Source organism: Methylovorus sp. SPW-M1, from assembly GCF_053848825.1.
Genome location: NZ_CM132626.1, coordinates 1,396,617 through 1,413,405, shown reverse-complemented (window position 1 = coordinate 1,413,405; position 16,789 = coordinate 1,396,617). Strand labels below are relative to the sequence as shown.

The following is a 16,789-nucleotide window of genomic DNA, read 5'->3' as shown; positions in this document are numbered from 1 at the left end:
AATTATTTGTCTCGATTTCGTTTGATTTTCTGGCTGGGCGATGCAACCAGCCGCGGCTTGATTCTGGCAGCATTCCAGTTGGGACGAATCACCCGCATGCCCAGCACGCGTTTGCGGGCCACCACAAAATACACGCCGCCGCGCATCGGCCACCAACGCCCACCTGCCTGATCCAGAAAACGGCTGCGCTCCAGCCAGCGTGCGCTGACCCAGGGTGGCGCATAGCAGGTCATGCCGGTGCTGATTATCTCAAAACCCAGCAAGGCTAGCCAATCCTTAATGCGCAACAAAGGTAAAAAGTTGCCATGCCAGGGGTACCCTTGCCGCTTGCCTAGCATACGCTTCACGCCCCAGCTGCTGAGCGGGTTGAAGCCACTGATCATGAGGTGCCCTTCTGCCACCAGTACCCGCTCGGCTTCGCGCAGGGTCTGGTGCGGATCCTCACTGAAATCCAGAGTGTGGGGCATGAGCAATAAATCGATGGTATTGGCAGAAAAAGGCAGCTGGGTGGAATCACTAAGCACTTCGCCGCGCTCCTGATCCGTGTGAAACATGAATGGCATACGGCATTGTTGCAGTAAATTGGCTTGCGGCAGGCCAATTTGCAGGGCATTGAAGCCGAACACATCGGCCACGGCCTGGTCGAACAGACATTGCTCGCGCTCCAGCAGATAGGCACCAATAGGCTTTGCCAGCCATGACTGCTGATCGTCTATTGACATTTATTCCTCAACATCGAAGTATCCCATCATGTATGACATCATTCCCATTCCAGCTTTTTCAGATAACTACATCTGGATGCTACACGCCCATGGCCAGGCGGCAGTGGTTGATCCAGGCGATGCAGAACCCGTATTGCAGCAACTTGCCGCATCCGGGCTTCAACTCCAGACCATCCTCATCACTCACCATCACAACGACCATATCGGTGGTGTGGAAAGACTGCAACACGAAACCGGGGCTCGGGTATATGCCCCGGCACGCGAGAACTATGCCTTTACCCATCAACCGGTGCATGAGGGCGATCAGATAGAGCTCGACTTCTTGCCCTTGACGCTGACCGTGCTCGAGGTCCCTGGCCATACGCTCGGACATGTGGCCTATTATGGCGCAAAGCTTCTATTCTGTGGCGATACCCTGTTCAGTGCAGGCTGTGGCCGCCTGTTTGAGGGTACGCCTGCCCAGATGCTGGATTCACTCAACAAGCTGGCAGCACTGCCAGCGGAAACTGCCGTCTATTGCACGCATGAATACACCGAACACAATTTGAAATTCGCCCGACAGCTGGACCCGGAAAACGCCGCCCTGCTGGCAAGACAAGCGCAAGTCGCGCAGTTGAGACGGCAAGGTCTGCCCAGCCTGCCCAGCACACTTGCGATTGAGCGCGAGAGCAATCCTTTCCTGCGCTGTGCAAGCCCAGCCATCCAGCAAGCTTCCGGCATACATGAAGCGAATCCGCTCGCTATTTTTACCGCCATCCGCGAAATGAGAAATCATTTTTAATCATTAACATAATTGAACATGTTAAAGCTGAACTTTGCCTTGACTTGAGAGGCGGGCATTGGCTACTATTGCATGAATTTCAGCTATTTAAGACATCGCCTCATGACTATGCAACGCATACTGAAGCTGGTTATCCTGGCATTTCCGTTTTCCTTCCCCGTCTATGCAGACCGCAACCTTGCTGGTGATGACATCATCGTTCTAAGCGAACCCATACGCGACAGTAGCATTGACCCCTCGATCCAGTTTTCCTCACGCTTGCAGAACGATCCGGTACTGAACTATGTACCGGAACTGGCAAGCAGCCAGCCGGGCCACTCTGCCGCCGAACTGGCGCAAGTCTCGACCGATAATCTGTGGCAACGCATACGCAATGGCTATGGCATGCCAGAGGTAGACTCCCCCTATACTGCAACCCATGAAGCCTGGTATGCCGCCCGTCCTGACTATGTAAGACGCATGGTAGAGCGCAGCCAGCGCTATCTGTATCACGTAGTGGTCGAGGTTGAAAAACGCGGCATGCCTACGGAAATTGCATTGTTGCCCATGGTAGAGAGTGCGTTCAATCCGCAGGCATATTCCAAAAGCCACGCCTCGGGCATCTGGCAATTCATTCCGTCCACGGGCAAGAATTTTGGGCTGAAGCAGGACTGGTGGGTGGATAGTCGCCGCGATGTGACGGCAGCCACTGATGCCGCATTGACCTATCTGCAGAAGCTGCATCTGATGTTTGGCACCTGGGATCTCGCGCTCGCGGCCTACAATGCGGGCGAAGGTACTGTCAGCCGAGCGATTGCGCGCAACCGACAGCAAGGCCTGCCCACCGATTACAACAGCCTGCCCCTTCCTCCCGAAACCCGAAATTACGTTCCCAAGCTGCAAGCGGTCAAAAACATCATGACCAACCCCGAACTCTACGGCTTGAACATCCAGACCATCCCCAATCGGCCTTATTTCACCAAAGTCACCGCGCCGCAACAGATTGATGCACACCTTGCTGCCAAGCTGGCCGAAATTTCGTTTGAAGAGTTTTCGTCGCTCAATCCCGAGTACAACCGGCCGGTACTGACTGCGAGCGGCAGCGCGCATGAAATCCTGCTGCCGATAGGCACCGCAGAAACTTTCAAGGCCAATCTGGAAGCTTACGACAAGCCATTGGTCAGCTGGCAGACCTACCACGCCAAACGCGGCGAGCGCATGGCCAACATTGCCCGCAAGTTTGGCATTCCGCTGGCAGAGCTGCGTAACGTGAATGACCTGCCATCGCGCGATAACCTGATCATGGCAAGGCCCCTGCTTGTACCCATGGACAGTGACAGCAAAACGGACGCCAACATCGTGATGGCCGAGCATGTGGATATCGCCGAGCCTCCTGCTGCACAAGTGGAAAGCACCCGTATTATTCGCTATAAGGTAACCGGCAAAGACACGCTGCTCAGCATTGCAAAACGTTACAAATTATCCACACAGCAGTTGATGGCACAAAATCAGTTAAAGTCCTCTAAACTGAAACCCGGCCAGATACTGAACGTCGCTTCCGCCCCTGCCCCCATCAGCAAAGCCGTTGTCGCAAGCTCCGCAAACCGCAAGGCTGACGTGAGCAAGGCCAAGCTGGTGGCCAGCAAAAAGAAGCAGCGCTACATAGTACAGCGTGGCGATACGCTGGAGAGCATCGCCAGAAAATTCGATATCGCCCGGGATGAGTTACAGCGCTGGAACAAGATAAGCGGTTCACGTATTGTGCCTGGCGCGATACTCACCGTTGCCAAGCCGGATCAAGCTTGATCCCTTTGTAAGTCCCTTGTTAATGGAAAGGCCGCTTTTGCTTAAACACCTGTCCTTGCGCATGGGCATTCTGGTATCCATCGGCCTGCTGATGACCGCCTGCAGCAAAGCGCCTGGCGGCAATGCCGCTGACTTTGACCAATCCTACCCTCCCAGCTCTGGCGGCACGCTGATTGATGCCACCGCAGGCGAACCCAGTGGGCTTATTCCCATGATTGCAGGTGAAGCGGCGGCTTCAGCCGTCGCCAGCAATATCTTCAACAGCCTGCTTAAGTACGATAAAAATCTCGAACTGCAAGGCGAGCTGGCGCAAAGCTGGAGCGTATCGCCTGATCAGAAAACCATTACCTTCAAGCTCAAGCCCGGCCTCAAATGGGCCGATGGCAAGCCATTGACCAGCGCAGATGTCCTGTTCACCTGGAAACTGGTCACCGATGACAACACGCGTACGCCCTATGGCTCGGATTACAAGCTGGTGATACGCGCCGAAACGCCGGACGCGGCAACCTTCAGAGTGAGCTATGCCAATCCTTATGCGCCCGCGCTGGATTCCTGGGCGGGCTTGCAGATATTGCCGGAACATCTGCTCAAGGGGCAGGATATCAATACCACCTCGTTCCGCTTCAAGCCAGTGGGCAGTCATTACTACAAGCTGGAAGAATGGAAGGCGGGCGAACGTATTTCACTGGTGCGCAATCCCAACTCCACGCAGGGGCCACCGCGCATTGATCGTCTGGTATCGCGCTTTATTCCGGACCCTGCCGCGCAGTTTCTGGAGTTGCTGGCGGACAATATTGACTCGATGACGCTGAACCCGATTCAGTACTCACGCATCGTGCCTTCGCGGGAAGACCTGAAGCAAAAGCTTGCGCTCTACAAAGAGCTCGGCAACAACTACACTTATCTGGGCTTTAACCTCAAGCACAAGCCTTTTGATGACATCCGCGTCAGGCAGGCCATCAATTACGCCATCGACAAACAGGAACTGATTGATGGTGTATTGTTAGGCATGGGTGAACCGGTGTCCTCCCCTTACAAACCTGGCACGCGCTGGACCAATCCTGATCTTTCACCCTACCCTTACGACCCCAACAAGGCCATTGCGCTCATGACAGCGGCGGGCTACACCGGGCGCGACAAAGAAGGCTATCTGTTGCGAGATGGCAAACGTCTGAGCTTTGATATTCTGACCAATCAGAACAAGCAACGCGAAATGAGTGCGGTGCTGGTGCAGCGCCGCCTGAAGGAAATTGGCATAGACGCCAATATCCGCGTCATGGAATGGGCAAGCTTCATTGGCCGCTTCATCAAGACTGGCGATTTTGATGTGGTATTGCTGGGCTGGGGCCTTTCCCTGGACCCCGATCAATACAGCATCTGGCATTCCTCACAGCAGGCGCCCGGACAATTCAACTTCATCGGCTATAACAACCCGCGTGTGGACAAACTGCTGGAGCAAGGCAGGCTGGAGCTTAATCCGGACAAACGCATGAAAATCTACCATGAGTTTGCCAGCATCCTGCTCGCCGATAGCCCCATCGTTTACTTGTATGCAGGCTACGGCTTGCCGGCGATCCACAAGCGGGTCAAAGGCATCGATAATCCTGCCCCGCCCGCTGGCATTGGTTATAACTCCTATGACTGGTACATACCTCCGCCATTGCGGCGCAATGAAATCAGCCAATAAGGTGCATGCATGATCCGCTATCTCTTGAAACGCTTGTTCTGGATGGTGCCGCTACTGGTCGGTATCAGCCTGATTTCCTTTTTGATCATGCATCTGGCACCAGGCGACATCACCAACTCGGAAGCCAGTTTCAATCCCAAGGCCAGTGAAGAGTCTCGGCAAAAGCTGCGCGAGCTATACAATCTGGACAAACCCGTGATCGTGCAATATGGGCTTTGGCTGAAACGCATGGTCAAGCTGGATTTTGGCACTTCCTTCGCCTCACACCAGAAGCCCGTATTCTGGGAAACCAAAGATGCCGAGGGTAATGTCATCAAGGGCATGATCCAGGAAGCACTGCCGATTACCTTATTGATTAATGTCTTGAGCCTCGGCCTGATTATTTTTGCGGCGGTGCCTTTGGGGGTGGTGTCGGCCATTACCCAGAATCGACCACCAGATCGTGCCATTACCCTGTTTGTGTTTATCGGGTTTGCCATTCCCGGCTTCTGGCTTGCGCTAATGCTGATGTACTGGACAGGCGTGGTGCATGACTGGCTGCCTATTTCCGGCATACATAGCCTTAATCACGACAAGATGAGCGCCTGGGGCCAATTGTGGGATACGCTGACCCACCTGGCGCTTCCTGTATTTATTTCAGGCCTGAGCGGGCTGGCAGGCATTTCGCTGTTTATCCGTAATGGCATGCTGGATGTGCTGCATCAGGATTACATCACCACCGCACGCGCAAAAGGGCTCTCTGAAAACACCGTGGTGTATCGCCATGCCCTGCGCAACGCCATGCTGCCATTGATCACGATTCTGGGCCTGGCGATTCCCGGGCTGATAGGCGGCTCCGTCATTGCCGAATCCATTTTTGCCATTCCCGGAATGGGCAAGCTGTTTTACGATGCCGTTCTTATGCGTGACTTTCCGGTCATTATGGGTATCCTGACCATAGGGTCCGCATTGACGCTATTGGGTAATCTGATCGCAGATCTCGCCTATGCCTGGGCGGATCCTCGCGTGCGACGGGGAGTCATGTAACCATGCCTAACAAATGGCGCCAGGCCTTGCGCAATCCATTGGCTTTAAGTGGCTTCATCATCATTTTCGGCATTCTGCTGTTGGCGATACTGGCGCCTTTCATTGCGCCATATGACCCCAACGCCATCGACGTCAAAGCGATTCTCCTCGGGCCTTCCCTGCAACATCCCATGGGGACAGATGGTCTTGGCCGCGATGTGTTCTCACGCATGTTGTTCGGCGCACGCATTTCCCTGCTGGTGGGCATCGTGGCCGTCGGCATTGCCACCAGTATCGGTATAGTGCTGGGCGCCATCTCAGGGTATTACCGTGGCTGGGTCGACGTTGTCATCATGCGCCTGGTCGATGTCATGCTGTCCATTCCCACGTTTTTCCTCATTCTGGCCGTCATAGCCTTTTTGACACCCTCTATCTGGAACATCATGATCGTCATCGGGCTCACCTCCTGGATGGGGGTCACCCGTCTGGTACGCGCAGAATTCCTCAGTTTGCGGGGGCGTGAATTTGTGATGGCATCAGAAACCCTGGGCGCACGCGACTTCCGCATGATCTTTATTCATATGCTGCCCAATAGTTTGACGCCCATTATGGTGAGCTTTGTACTGGGCGTTGCCAGTGCCGTTCTGGTGGAATCCGGGCTGAGCTTTCTCGGGCTCGGTGTGCAGGCACCACAAGCCTCTTGGGGCAATATCCTCACCGATGGCAAGGAGTACATTCAATTCGCCTGGTGGCTTTCGCTGTTTCCCGGCGTTGCCATCCTGCTGACCGTGTTAGGGTATAATCTGCTCGGCGAAGGCCTGCGAGACGTGCTGGACCCTCGCACAAACAATACTCGATAAAAAATCTGATCCGCATGGTGGCGGCTTATCCCCGGGATACCCGACACCGCTTGGCATGATGCCTGCCGCGATCAGTCCATTCAGTTTATTTCTAAGGATGACACATGGGATTTCTAGCCGGAAAACGTGCCTTGATCGTTGGCTTACTCAGCAATCGCTCCATTGCTTATGGCATTGCTGAAGCGATGAAACGGGAAGGCGCTGAACTTGCCTTCACTTATCAGACCGAAAAATTCGAAGAGCGCGTTGGCAAGCTGGCCGCCGACTTTGATTCAAAGATCGTGCTGCCCTGTGATGTAGCGGATGATGCCCAGATTGATGCCTTGTTCCCCGCGCTGGCCAAACACTGGGATGGCGTGGACATCATCGTCCACTCCGTTGCCTTTGTACCAAAAGTTGCACTGGATGGTGACTACCTGGAATCGGTCACCCGCGAATACTTCCGCATTGCGCACGACATCAGCTCCTACAGCTTTGCCGCACTGGCCAAGGCTGCCATGCCCATGATGGAAGGTCGCAATGCCAGCCTGCTGACTATCAGCTATCTGGGCGCTGAGCGCACCCTGCCCAACTACAACGTCATGGGCGTAGCCAAAGCCAGCCTGGAAGCCAATGTACGCTACATGGCACAGAGCCTTGGTCCTAAGGGCATACGCGTTAATGCGGTGTCTGCCGGCCCCATCAAAACGCTGGCAGCATCTGGTATTGCCGGCTTTGACAAAATGATGGGCTTTAACGAGAAGCACGCCCCTCTGCGCCGCAATGTCACCATTGAAGAAGTCGGCAATGCATCCGCATTCCTGTGCAGCGACCTGGCTTCCGGCATCACCGGCGAGATCACTTACGTCGATGGCGGCATGAATATTACAGCCGCCGGCACCATGGACTAAGTCTTTGTAGGCTTCGTAGTGCAAGAGCTGCATAAAAAACGCCCGGATTACCGGGCGTTTTTTTCGTCCATGCAGATGAGTGATTCATTCCTGGCTCTGAAATATATGGCCAACAAAAAAGGCGGGTTACCCCGCCTTTTTTGTTATGCCTGATACGACAACAGTACCCTACTGGTCGCCAGTTCCGCTACTCAGCAGCAACCGGCTATTCACCGTAATCTTGCTCTTGTCTTTCAGAGATTTCACATAAGCAGCAACATACTCCGAAGCCAGGGCTGCTTGCAACTCACGGGCGGATGCCTTATCGGCATCCTCATTCGCTGGAGGAGTGTTCACGCCATTCACCTTGATCAGCAGGTAGCCCTTGTTGCTATCGGCCACGCCAGCATAGGCAGGCAGCTTGCTCACATCAATCTTGAACGCATTGTTCATGGCGACATCCGTCAGGCCTTGAGCGTTGCTACGGTCAATCGTGACAGGTGGAATCCAGTCCAGCTGTGGTGATTTACCCTGACGCAGATCTGCCAGCGCAGCTTCGCCCTTTTTAATCGCCAGCTTCGCAGCCAGCTCTGCTTTCAGCACACCCTCAATACCCGCCTTCACTTCTTCATAAGAACGGGGAGCCGCGGGCTTGTAATCAACAACACGAGCCGAAATCAGGTTATTGGGAGATACTTCCACTGCTTCGGTATTGCGCTTGTCTTTCAATACTTCTTCTGCGAATACCATATTCATCAGCTTGTCGCTCTTGAAGTACTTGGCACCATCTGCATGGCTGATCCAGTCGGTATGTTGCACTTGCAAACCAAACGCGTCGGCCACGGGTTTCAAGCTAGTCGATTGTTCATAGACCATGTTATTGAAGCTCTCGGCTTGCTCTGCAAACAGCGCAATTGCCTTCTGATAGAGCAGCTCAGCCTTGATTTGCGGCTTGGCAGCATCGAAGCCTTGCGATTGACCAGTAATTTCGGTCAGCTTGATGATGTGATAACCAAACTCGGATTCCACCAGGTTGCTTATCTCACCAGGCTTCATTGAGAATACAGCATCTTCAAATGGCTTCACCATCATGCCACGACCAAAACTTCCCAAATCCCCACCCTTTTCGGCAGAGCCTGGATCCTTGGAATACTTCTTGGCAAGATCGGCAAACTGATCAGGATGTTGACGCACTTGCGCCAATACTTCCTCGGCCTGCTTTTTCGCCTGCTGCTTGGCTTCAGCGGTCGCACTCACGCCGAAACTGATCAGGATGTGGCTGGCACGACGCTGCTCGTTACCCTGAAATTTGGCAGCGTTTTCGTCGTAGTATTTTTTGACTTCCTCATCCGATACTTGCACTTTCGGAATAAGGTTATTGGATGAAAACAGGACAAACTCAAGCTTGACCTGCTCAGGCACCTTGAACTTGTCTTTGTGCTGATCATAGTAGGCTTTGATCTGGGCTTCATCGACCTTCACCTGATCAAGAAAATCGGCCGTCTTTATTTCAGCAATCGTTACTTCGCGTTGCTGGTGCTCCGTAGCCAGGGTTTGCTTGCTGATGGGTTCTGGCAGGTAGGCCAGAGCAGCTAGGCCCTCTCTCGCTTGCTGCACAAGCAGATCGGTACGCATGGTGGATTCGAATTGAGAAGGTGTCAGCCGGTTGCTGGTCAGCAAACGGTCATAGGTTTCCTGTGAAAACTTGCCGTTTTCCTGAAACTCGGGAAGCGTAATAATGTGGTCACTCAGGGCAGCGTCGCCAATAGCAAAATGGCTCTTGGTTACGGCATTATTCAGCAGACGATTGATAATCAAACGATCAAGTATGGATTGCTTGACGTCAGGCTGTTCCAGTACGGATGGATCGGTTTTGCCCTCTGCTTGCAATTGATTACGCAAGCGCTGCATCGAGTTATTGTATTCCTGCACGGAAATCGACTCGCCATCTACCTTGGCAATTGACACGCTGGAACCCGCATCTCTCAGATAAGTATCAATACCAACAATGGCAAACGGGATGGTAACTGCAGCGAGGATAAGTTTAGCAAGCCAACTTTTAGAACGCTCACGAATTGCTTCCAACATAACGATACGCCTTATTCTTCAATGACCTTAAACAGCTGCAAGACCTGGGTCTCTCAGCCAATAACTTAATCGGAGAATATACCATACTCGGCATGGCAATGGCGGCTGATGCCACCATAGAAACGCTAGATTAGGAGGGAGTAAATGAAAAAAACGGTGAGCTAAAACAGAGAAGCCCGCGTTTATAAAAACGCGGGCTTTGGATTCTCTGGCGGAGTGGACGGGGCTCGAACCCGCGACCCCCGGCGTGACAGGCCGGTATTCTAACCAACTGAACTACCACTCCTAAAACTTGCGCAGGAGCATGCCTGTGAGCTTGCTATCGCGATGCTGATGATTATATGGTGGGTGCTGACGGGGTCGAACCGCCGACATTCGCCTTGTAAGGGCGACGCTCTACCAACTGAGCTAAGCACCCATTTTGCTCATCAGCAAAGAACGCTAGTTTACAGCATCCTTAAGGGCTTTGCCAGCTCTAAATTTGGGGGAATTGGCAGCCTTGATCTTGATGGTGGTACCGGTACGAGGGTTGCGGCCGTTGCGTGCCGCGCGTTTACCTACATAGAAACTACCGAAGCCGATCAGGGTCACGATGTCCCCTTTTTTCAATGCCTTGGTAACAGCAGCAGTAGTTGCATCCAACGAACGACCTGCCGCAGCTTTGGAGATGCCTGCAGCCTTAGCGATTTCATCAATCAGTTCAGACTTGTTCACGTATAACCCCTTTCGACGATTATTGAATACAGGACCGAATCCCCCTGTGAAATGCTTTATAGCAAGCCGTAAAAGCTTGTGTCAAGCTTTTACGGCAATTGCCTTAGTGGGTTGTGATTGCAGAAACATCCTTGGCAGGTAACTCACCCTTGGTATCAGGCAGGGCCTCAGGCTCTTCCTTGGGTTGAGGTACGCGTTCGAGCGCCAGTTCAAGCACTTGTTCAATCCATTTGACCGGATGAATTTCAAGGCAACTCTTGATGTTTTCAGGTATTTCCACCAGATCTTTCACATTCTGATCGGGGATCAACACTGTCTTGATGCCACCACGATGCGCCGCCAGCAGTTTTTCCTTGAGACCACCAATCGGCAACACCTCGCCGCGCAGGGTAATTTCACCCGTCATGGCAACATCAGCCCGCACCGGAATGCCCGCCAGTATGGAAACCAGCGCGGTAGTAATAGCAATACCCGCACTTGGACCATCCTTGGGGGTTGCACCCTCAGGCAAGTGAATATGGATGTCGTTCTTTTCGTAGAAGTCTTCCGATATTCCCAATTGCTTGGCGCGGCTACGCACCACACTCATGGCCGCCTGAATCGACTCTTGCATCACTTCGCCCAGCTTACCGGTAGTGGTAACTTTACCCTTGCCTGGCAACAGGACAGACTCAATGGTCAGCAATTCGCCGCCCACCTCGGTCCAGGCCAGACCTGTTACCTGCCCTACCTGGTTTTCCTTGGCAGCTACACCATAGTCATAGCGCTGAACCCCAAGGTACTTGTCGAGGTTTTTAGTGCTGACCACAATCTTGCGCGGTGTTTTGAGCTTGCGCGACTTGGCGGTCAACAACTCCTTCACTACCTTGCGGCAGATTTTAGAGATTTCCCTATCCAGGCTACGCACGCCCGCCTCACGGGTGTAATAGCGCACGACATCGCGAATCACAGCCTCAGGAACACTGATTTCACTATCTTGCAAGCCATGGGTCTTGATCTGCTTGGGCAGCAGATAACGCATCGCGATGTTGACTTTCTCATCTTCGGTATAGCCAGCCAGACGAATGACTTCCATGCGGTCCAGCAAGGGCGCAGGAATATTGAGCGAGTTGGCCGTAGCGACAAACATCACATCGGACAGGTCATATTCGACCTCGACATAGTGATCCACAAAGGTATGGTTCTGCTCAGGATCCAATACCTCCAGCAAGGCTGAGGATGGATCTCCGCGGAAATCCTGGCCCATCTTGTCCACTTCATCCAGCAGGAACAAAGGATTTTTGACGCCGACCTTCGCCATGCTCTGCAAAACCTTGCCAGGCATAGAGCCGATATAGGTGCGACGATGACCACGAATCTCGGATTCGTCACGTACACCGCCCAGTGCCATACGCACAAATTTGCGGTTCACTGCCTTGGCAATGCTTTGGCCGAGCGAAGTTTTACCCACACCAGGAGGCCCTACCAGGCAAAGAATAGGCGCCTTGAGCTTATCCACGCGCTGTTGCACCGCAAGATACTCAACAATCCGCTCTTTAACCTTATCCAAGCCATAATGATCCGCATCCAGAATATCTTCTGCGGTACCAAGATTCTGGCTGATCTTGGTTTTCTTCTTCCATGGCAGATTCACCAGGGTTTCGATGTAGTTGCGGACCACCGTCGCCTCTGCCGACATAGGCGACATCATCTTGAGCTTCTTCAGCTCAGCGTTGGCTTTAGCGGTGGCTTCCTTGGTCATTTTGGCCGCTTTGATGCGCAGCTCGAGCTCGTCGAGCTCAACGCTCTCATCCTGCTCGCCTAGCTCTTTCTGGATAGCCTTCACCTGTTCATTCAGATAGTACTCACGCTGGCTTTTTTCCATCTGGCGCTTCACGCGGCCACGAATACGCTTCTCGACCTGCAGAATGTCAATTTCAGACTCAAGCAGGCTCAGCAAATGCTCCAGACGTGCAGATACGCTGAACATTTCGAGAATGCGCTGCTTTTCCTCAAGCTTGAGGGTGAGATGGGCGGTAATGGTATCTGCCAGACGACCTGCATCGTCAATGGTCGCCAGTGAAGTCAGAATCTCAGGAGGAATCTTCTTGTTCAGTTTTACGTACTGATCAAACTGGGTAAACACAGTCCGCATCAAAGCCTGGGTTTCGCTGTCATCTTCGGCGTCATTTTCAATACGCACAGCCTTTGCGGCAAAGCAATCCTGCGTTTCCACAAACTCGGTGACGCGGGCGCGATCAACGCCTTCAACCAGCACCTTGACGGTGCCGTCAGGCAGTTTAAGCATTTGCAGAACCGTAGCAATGGTGCCCACCTCATACAGATCCGCCGCATCTGGCTCGTCTTTGTTGGGGGATTTCTGGGCAACCAGCAAAATTTCTTTGTTATTTTCGGAAGCGAGTTCAAGCGCTCTGACGGACTTAGCCCGACCGACAAACAGGGGGATAACCAGATGAGGATAGACCACCACATCGCGCAGCGGCAGAAGCGGCATCAAACCGGAATCAGCGGAGAAAACTGGCAATTCTTGATCAGTCATTGAGGAAACCTTCAGTGTTGGCCGCGCACAGCAACATACCGTGCGCGTATGTTAGTCAATTGGGGGCGAACACCGGCGCTTCAAGAGCCAGTACGAAAAAAGCATGGTGCGAAAGAACGTGAGGCGCGGGAGCAGACAATCGCCTGGCTCCCGCCACCATACCGGCCAGTTAGCTGGCGGATTCTGCAGTCCGAGCTTCCTCGGAGTAAATCATGATGGGAGGATTATTGCCTCGAACGACACCCTCATCGACAACCACTTTGGTGAGGTTGGAAATGGAAGGCAGGTCAAACATGATCTCAAGCAAAGCGTGCTCCATGATGGAGCGCAGGCCACGAGCGCCTGTTTTGCGTTCCAATGCTTTCTTGGAGATCAGGCGCAGAGCAGATTCACGGAACTCGAGTTCCACGCCCTCCATCTTGAACAGCTTGGCATATTGCTTGGTCAGTGCATTCTTGGGCTCAACCAGAATCTTCATCAAGGCGTCTTCGTCCAGCGATTCCAGAGTGGCAATGGCGGGCAAACGGCCAACAAACTCAGGAATCAGACCAAACTTGATCAGATCTTCCGGCTCAACTTCACGCAATACTTCGCCGACTTCGCGCAGATCATCCTTGCTCTTCACTTCTGCACCGAAACCAATTCCGCCCTTTTCCGAGCGACGGCGAATGATCTTGTCCAGACCATCAAATGCGCCACCGCAAATGAACAGGATGTTGGTGGTATCCAGCTGCACAAATTCCTGATTAGGATGCTTGCGACCACCTTGTGGAGGAACTGAAGCGACCGTACCTTCGATCAGTTTGAGCAGGGCTTGTTGCACGCCCTCGCCTGATACATCACGGGTAATGGAAGGATTGTCGGATTTACGGGAAATCTTGTCGATTTCATCGATATATACAATACCGCGCTGGGCTTTTTCGATGTCGTAGTCGCATTTTTGCAAAAGTTTTTGCATGATGTTTTCAACATCTTCACCCACATAGCCCGCTTCGGTCAGCGTGGTCGCATCGGCCATGACAAACGGCACATCCAGAAGACGCGCGAGAGTCTGAGCCAGCAAGGTTTTACCCGAGCCGGTTGGGCCAATGACCAGAATGTTACTCTTGGCAATCTCAACCTCATCCTTGTCTTTCGTCGCGGACTGGTCCAGACGCTTGTAGTGGTTGTATACCGCTACTGCCAGGTTTTTCTTGGCCTGGGTTTGACCGATAACATACTGGTCAAGGATATTGCAGATTTCTTTGGGAGTAGGCAGGTCGCCATTAGGCTTCAGGCTGCTGTCGCCCTGCACTTCTTCACGAATGATGTCATTGCAAAGATCCACGCACTCATCGCAGATGAATACGGATGGACCGGCAATCAGCTTTCTGACTTCGTGCTGGCTTTTACCGCAGAACGAGCAATATAGTAACTTTTCGCCTTCGGCTTCTTTAGTCATGAAACTATCCTAATCTGAAACGCACGACACCATCTTAAGCGGCATCAGTACGACTTGCAATCACCTTGTCGACCAAGCCGTAGTTGACGGACTGTTGCGCGCTCATAAAATTATCACGATCCGTATCGCGCTCGATAACATCGACTGGCTGACCAGTGTGGCTGGCAAGAATCAGGTTGAGCTTTTCACGCAGGTAAAGAATCTCTTTGGCGTGAATTTCGATATCGGAGGCCTGGCCTTGGAAACCGCCAAGGGGCTGGTGAATCATCACGCGCGAGTTGGGCAGGCAAAAACGCTTGTCTTTAGCGCCTGCAGTCAGCAACAAGGCACCCATGCTGGCAGCCTGACCGATACAAAGCGTGCTTACATCCGGCTTGATGAACTGCATGGTGTCGTAAATGGCCATGCCTGCCGTGACTGAGCCGCCAGGGGAATTGATGTAGAGCGAGATATCCTTGTCTGGATTTTCCGCTTCCAGAAACAGCAATTGCGCGACCACCAGGTTGGCAGTCATGTCATTCACCGGCCCTACCAGAAAAATCACACGCTCGCGCAACAAGCGGGAGTAGATGTCGTATGCACGCTCACCACGCCCACTTTGCTCGATCACCATGGGGATATACCCCAGGCCTTGCGGTTCCCACTGACTTTGCATGCTCATTAAGCATTCCCCATCAAATCGTCAAATTTAACCTTCTTGTCGCTCACTTTGGCAGACTGCAATACCCAGTTAACCACGTTTTCTTCGGTAGCCAAAGAAGCTGGCTCATCCAGACGCTTGGGATCATCGTAGTACCAACGAACGACATCTTCAGGACGCTCAAAGCTCTGCGCAAACTGATCAACCATGGCACGCACTTGCTCGGCATTGGCCTGCAATGAATTCTTGTTCACCAGCTCAGACAGGATAAGACGCAGACTGGCGTTACGCTTGGCTTGCTCTTCAAACATGGCAGGATCAAGGGTAACCGTGCTCACATCCACACCACGCTGTTGCAGATTGTTCTGGGTAGCCTGCATCACGCGATTGGTTTCTGCTTCAATAATCGCTTTCGGCAATTCAAGCGCTACATTCTCGATCAGCGCCTGGAATACTTGCTCTTTCACCTTGGCACGCACGCGCTTGGCAACTTCCTGCTCTAGGCTTTGCTTGATTTCAGCCTTCATCTTTTCAACATCACCATCTTCCACACCCAGACCACGGGCGAAGTCAGCATCCAATTCCGGCAGCTTGGCTTGTTGAACAGTATTGAACGTCACTTCATAAGTGACCGTCTTGCCAGCCAATTGTTCCGGCTTATGGTCTGCTGGATAGGAAATATCAAATGTTTTCTGGCTGCCAACTTTGTTACCGATCAGTTGATCGTCGAACTCAGCCACGCGGCCACCTTCACCCAGGATCAGGTCCAGGCCCTGCTCAGAAGTACGCTCGACCTCATTGCCATCAATCAGGGCACGCAGCGCGATATTCACTTTATCGCCCTTTTTGGAAGCACGTTTCACTGGCTCGTAAGTAGCACGCTGTTTCAGCAGAACATCCGTAGTTTTCTTGACATCGGCTTCGCCGATTTCAAGAACAGGACGTTCGATTTTGACCTTGCTCAAGTCACCAATTTCAAATTCAGGGAACACTTCAAAGGTAGCCACATACTCAAAATGCTCACCACCTTCGGATTGCTTGGGCTCAATATTTGGGTAGCCGGCAACACGCAGCTTGTTCTCTTGAACAGCCTCGGTAAATGTGCGCTCAACGGCACCCGAAAACACTTCATCACGCACCTGGGCACCGTATTGCTGATAAACCAGCTTCATTGGCACCTTGCCTGGGCGGAAGCCTGGCAGCTTGGCGGTTCTGGCCAAACGATTGATCCGCTGAGTCACTTCTTCCTCGATAGGCTTCAGTGGCACCGAAACGGTAATGCGGCGCTCGAGATTGCTGATGGTTTCAACGGTTGCTGCCATGCTGTATTCCTTAAAAACTAAAGAAGTTGTCTGGTGCGAAAGGAGAGACTCGAACTCTCACGCCTTGCGGCGCTGGAACCTAAATCCAGTGCGTCTACCAATTCCGCCACTTTCGCCATGATTTGGGCCGATTGCAGCATCCGGCGCTTTGCTTGCCGGAGGGGTGGCTTTGCAGCACCCGCAATCAAAATTTCAGTGTTTAACCCCGCATGGGGAATAAACCATTTTTATAAAAGAGTGCCATTGTAGCTCACTCCTGCCGCGCAGAAAACTACATCGTGCAGTATCAGCAGGCCTTGCATTGACAGCATGCAGCACAAATAGCATGATGCAGAG

General features: G+C 52.8%; 13 protein-coding genes and 3 tRNA genes. 6 read left to right on the top strand and 10 right to left on the bottom strand.

Features of this window, described 5'->3' with window-relative positions; genetic code table 11:
- Positions 1-2 precede the first annotated feature (2 nt).
- Complete coding sequence (locus ACWWD9_RS06610) at positions 3-722, bottom strand: class I SAM-dependent methyltransferase (RefSeq protein ID WP_015830141.1); 720 nt, start codon at positions 720-722, stop codon at positions 3-5.
- A 28-nt stretch (positions 723-750) separates the two neighbouring features.
- Between ACWWD9_RS06610 and gloB the strand changes: the two genes are divergently transcribed.
- The 6 genes from gloB (at position 751) to ACWWD9_RS06580 (ending at position 7,730) form a co-directional block, all read left to right on the top strand.
- Positions 751-1,503 carry a hydroxyacylglutathione hydrolase gene (gloB, locus tag ACWWD9_RS06605; protein ID WP_455868079.1) on the top strand — a complete coding sequence of 251 codons (753 nt, stop codon included), beginning with the start codon at positions 751-753 and terminating at the stop codon, positions 1,501-1,503.
- A 72-nt stretch (positions 1,504-1,575) separates the two neighbouring features.
- Positions 1,576-3,288 (top strand): LysM peptidoglycan-binding domain-containing protein, encoded by a 1,713-nt coding sequence (locus ACWWD9_RS06600; protein ID WP_455868078.1) that lies wholly within the window; start codon positions 1,576-1,578, stop codon positions 3,286-3,288.
- Positions 3,289-3,379: 91 nt separating this feature from the next.
- The gene (locus ACWWD9_RS06595; RefSeq protein WP_455868143.1) at positions 3,380-4,975 is read left to right on the top strand and encodes a peptide-binding protein; all 1,596 of its coding nucleotides are present in this window, start codon (positions 3,380-3,382) and stop codon (positions 4,973-4,975) included.
- 9 nt (positions 4,976-4,984) lie between these two features.
- On the top strand, positions 4,985-6,001 hold the full coding sequence (locus tag ACWWD9_RS06590; protein WP_013442310.1) for an ABC transporter permease: 1,017 nt from the start codon (positions 4,985-4,987) through the stop codon (positions 5,999-6,001).
- A gap of 2 nt (positions 6,002-6,003) precedes the next feature.
- Positions 6,004-6,840 carry an ABC transporter permease gene (locus ACWWD9_RS06585; RefSeq protein WP_013442311.1) on the top strand — a complete coding sequence of 279 codons (837 nt, stop codon included), beginning with the start codon at positions 6,004-6,006 and terminating at the stop codon, positions 6,838-6,840.
- 104 nt (positions 6,841-6,944) lie between these two features.
- Entirely contained in the window at positions 6,945-7,730 is a 786-nt protein-coding gene (locus ACWWD9_RS06580; protein ID WP_013442312.1) for an enoyl-ACP reductase FabI, read from the top strand.
- Between the two features lie 168 nt (positions 7,731-7,898).
- Here the strand turns inward: ACWWD9_RS06580 and ACWWD9_RS06575 are convergent, their stop codons facing one another.
- The 9 genes from ACWWD9_RS06575 to ACWWD9_RS06535 form a co-directional block, all read right to left on the bottom strand.
- A complete protein-coding gene (locus ACWWD9_RS06575; RefSeq protein ID WP_455868077.1) occupies positions 7,899-9,797 on the bottom strand; it encodes a SurA N-terminal domain-containing protein in 1,899 nt (632 codons plus the stop codon).
- A gap of 209 nt (positions 9,798-10,006) precedes the next feature.
- Positions 10,007-10,083: transfer RNA gene (locus tag ACWWD9_RS06570), tRNA-Asp, on the bottom strand.
- A gap of 56 nt (positions 10,084-10,139) precedes the next feature.
- Positions 10,140-10,215 (bottom strand) — tRNA-Val (locus tag ACWWD9_RS06565).
- A 23-nt stretch (positions 10,216-10,238) separates the two neighbouring features.
- Complete coding sequence (locus ACWWD9_RS06560) at positions 10,239-10,511, bottom strand: HU family DNA-binding protein (RefSeq protein WP_013442314.1); 273 nt, start codon at positions 10,509-10,511, stop codon at positions 10,239-10,241.
- Positions 10,512-10,614: 103 nt separating this feature from the next.
- Entirely contained in the window at positions 10,615-13,050 is a 2,436-nt protein-coding gene (gene lon / locus ACWWD9_RS06555) for an endopeptidase La (protein ID WP_013442315.1), read from the bottom strand.
- A 169-nt stretch (positions 13,051-13,219) separates the two neighbouring features.
- Positions 13,220-14,491: an ATP-dependent Clp protease ATP-binding subunit ClpX gene (clpX, locus tag ACWWD9_RS06550; RefSeq protein WP_015830147.1), complete on the bottom strand. Its 1,272-nt coding sequence runs from the start codon at positions 14,489-14,491 to the stop codon at positions 13,220-13,222.
- A gap of 34 nt (positions 14,492-14,525) precedes the next feature.
- Positions 14,526-15,152: an ATP-dependent Clp endopeptidase proteolytic subunit ClpP gene (gene clpP / locus ACWWD9_RS06545; protein ID WP_013442317.1), complete on the bottom strand. Its 627-nt coding sequence runs from the start codon at positions 15,150-15,152 to the stop codon at positions 14,526-14,528.
- The gene (gene tig, locus ACWWD9_RS06540) at positions 15,152-16,453 is read right to left on the bottom strand and encodes a trigger factor (protein ID WP_013442318.1); all 1,302 of its coding nucleotides are present in this window, start codon (positions 16,451-16,453) and stop codon (positions 15,152-15,154) included. The genes clpP and tig overlap by 1 nt, the downstream gene beginning before the upstream one ends.
- Positions 16,454-16,484: 31 nt before the next feature.
- Positions 16,485-16,569: transfer RNA gene (locus ACWWD9_RS06535), tRNA-Leu, on the bottom strand.
- Positions 16,570-16,789 lie beyond the last annotated feature (220 nt).

Coding starts and splice junctions, on each gene's coding strand:
- ACWWD9_RS06610 (WP_015830141.1), bottom strand. CDS start 722: ATGTCAATAGACGATCAGCAGTCATGGCTGGCAAAGCCTATTGGTGCC.
- gloB (WP_455868079.1), top strand. CDS start 751: ATGTATGACATCATTCCCATTCCAGCTTTTTCAGATAACTACATCTGG.
- ACWWD9_RS06600 (WP_455868078.1), top strand. CDS start 1,576: ATGAATTTCAGCTATTTAAGACATCGCCTCATGACTATGCAACGCATA.
- ACWWD9_RS06595 (WP_455868143.1), top strand. CDS start 3,380: ATGACCGCCTGCAGCAAAGCGCCTGGCGGCAATGCCGCTGACTTTGAC.
- ACWWD9_RS06590 (WP_013442310.1), top strand. CDS start 4,985: ATGATCCGCTATCTCTTGAAACGCTTGTTCTGGATGGTGCCGCTACTG.
- ACWWD9_RS06585 (WP_013442311.1), top strand. CDS start 6,004: ATGCCTAACAAATGGCGCCAGGCCTTGCGCAATCCATTGGCTTTAAGT.
- ACWWD9_RS06580 (WP_013442312.1), top strand. CDS start 6,945: ATGGGATTTCTAGCCGGAAAACGTGCCTTGATCGTTGGCTTACTCAGC.
- ACWWD9_RS06575 (WP_455868077.1), bottom strand. CDS start 9,797: ATGTTGGAAGCAATTCGTGAGCGTTCTAAAAGTTGGCTTGCTAAACTT.
- lon (WP_013442315.1), bottom strand. CDS start 13,050: ATGACTGATCAAGAATTGCCAGTTTTCTCCGCTGATTCCGGTTTGATG.
- clpX (WP_015830147.1), bottom strand. CDS start 14,491: ATGACTAAAGAAGCCGAAGGCGAAAAGTTACTATATTGCTCGTTCTGC.
- clpP (WP_013442317.1), bottom strand. CDS start 15,152: ATGAGCATGCAAAGTCAGTGGGAACCGCAAGGCCTGGGGTATATCCCC.
- tig (WP_013442318.1), bottom strand. CDS start 16,453: ATGGCAGCAACCGTTGAAACCATCAGCAATCTCGAGCGCCGCATTACC.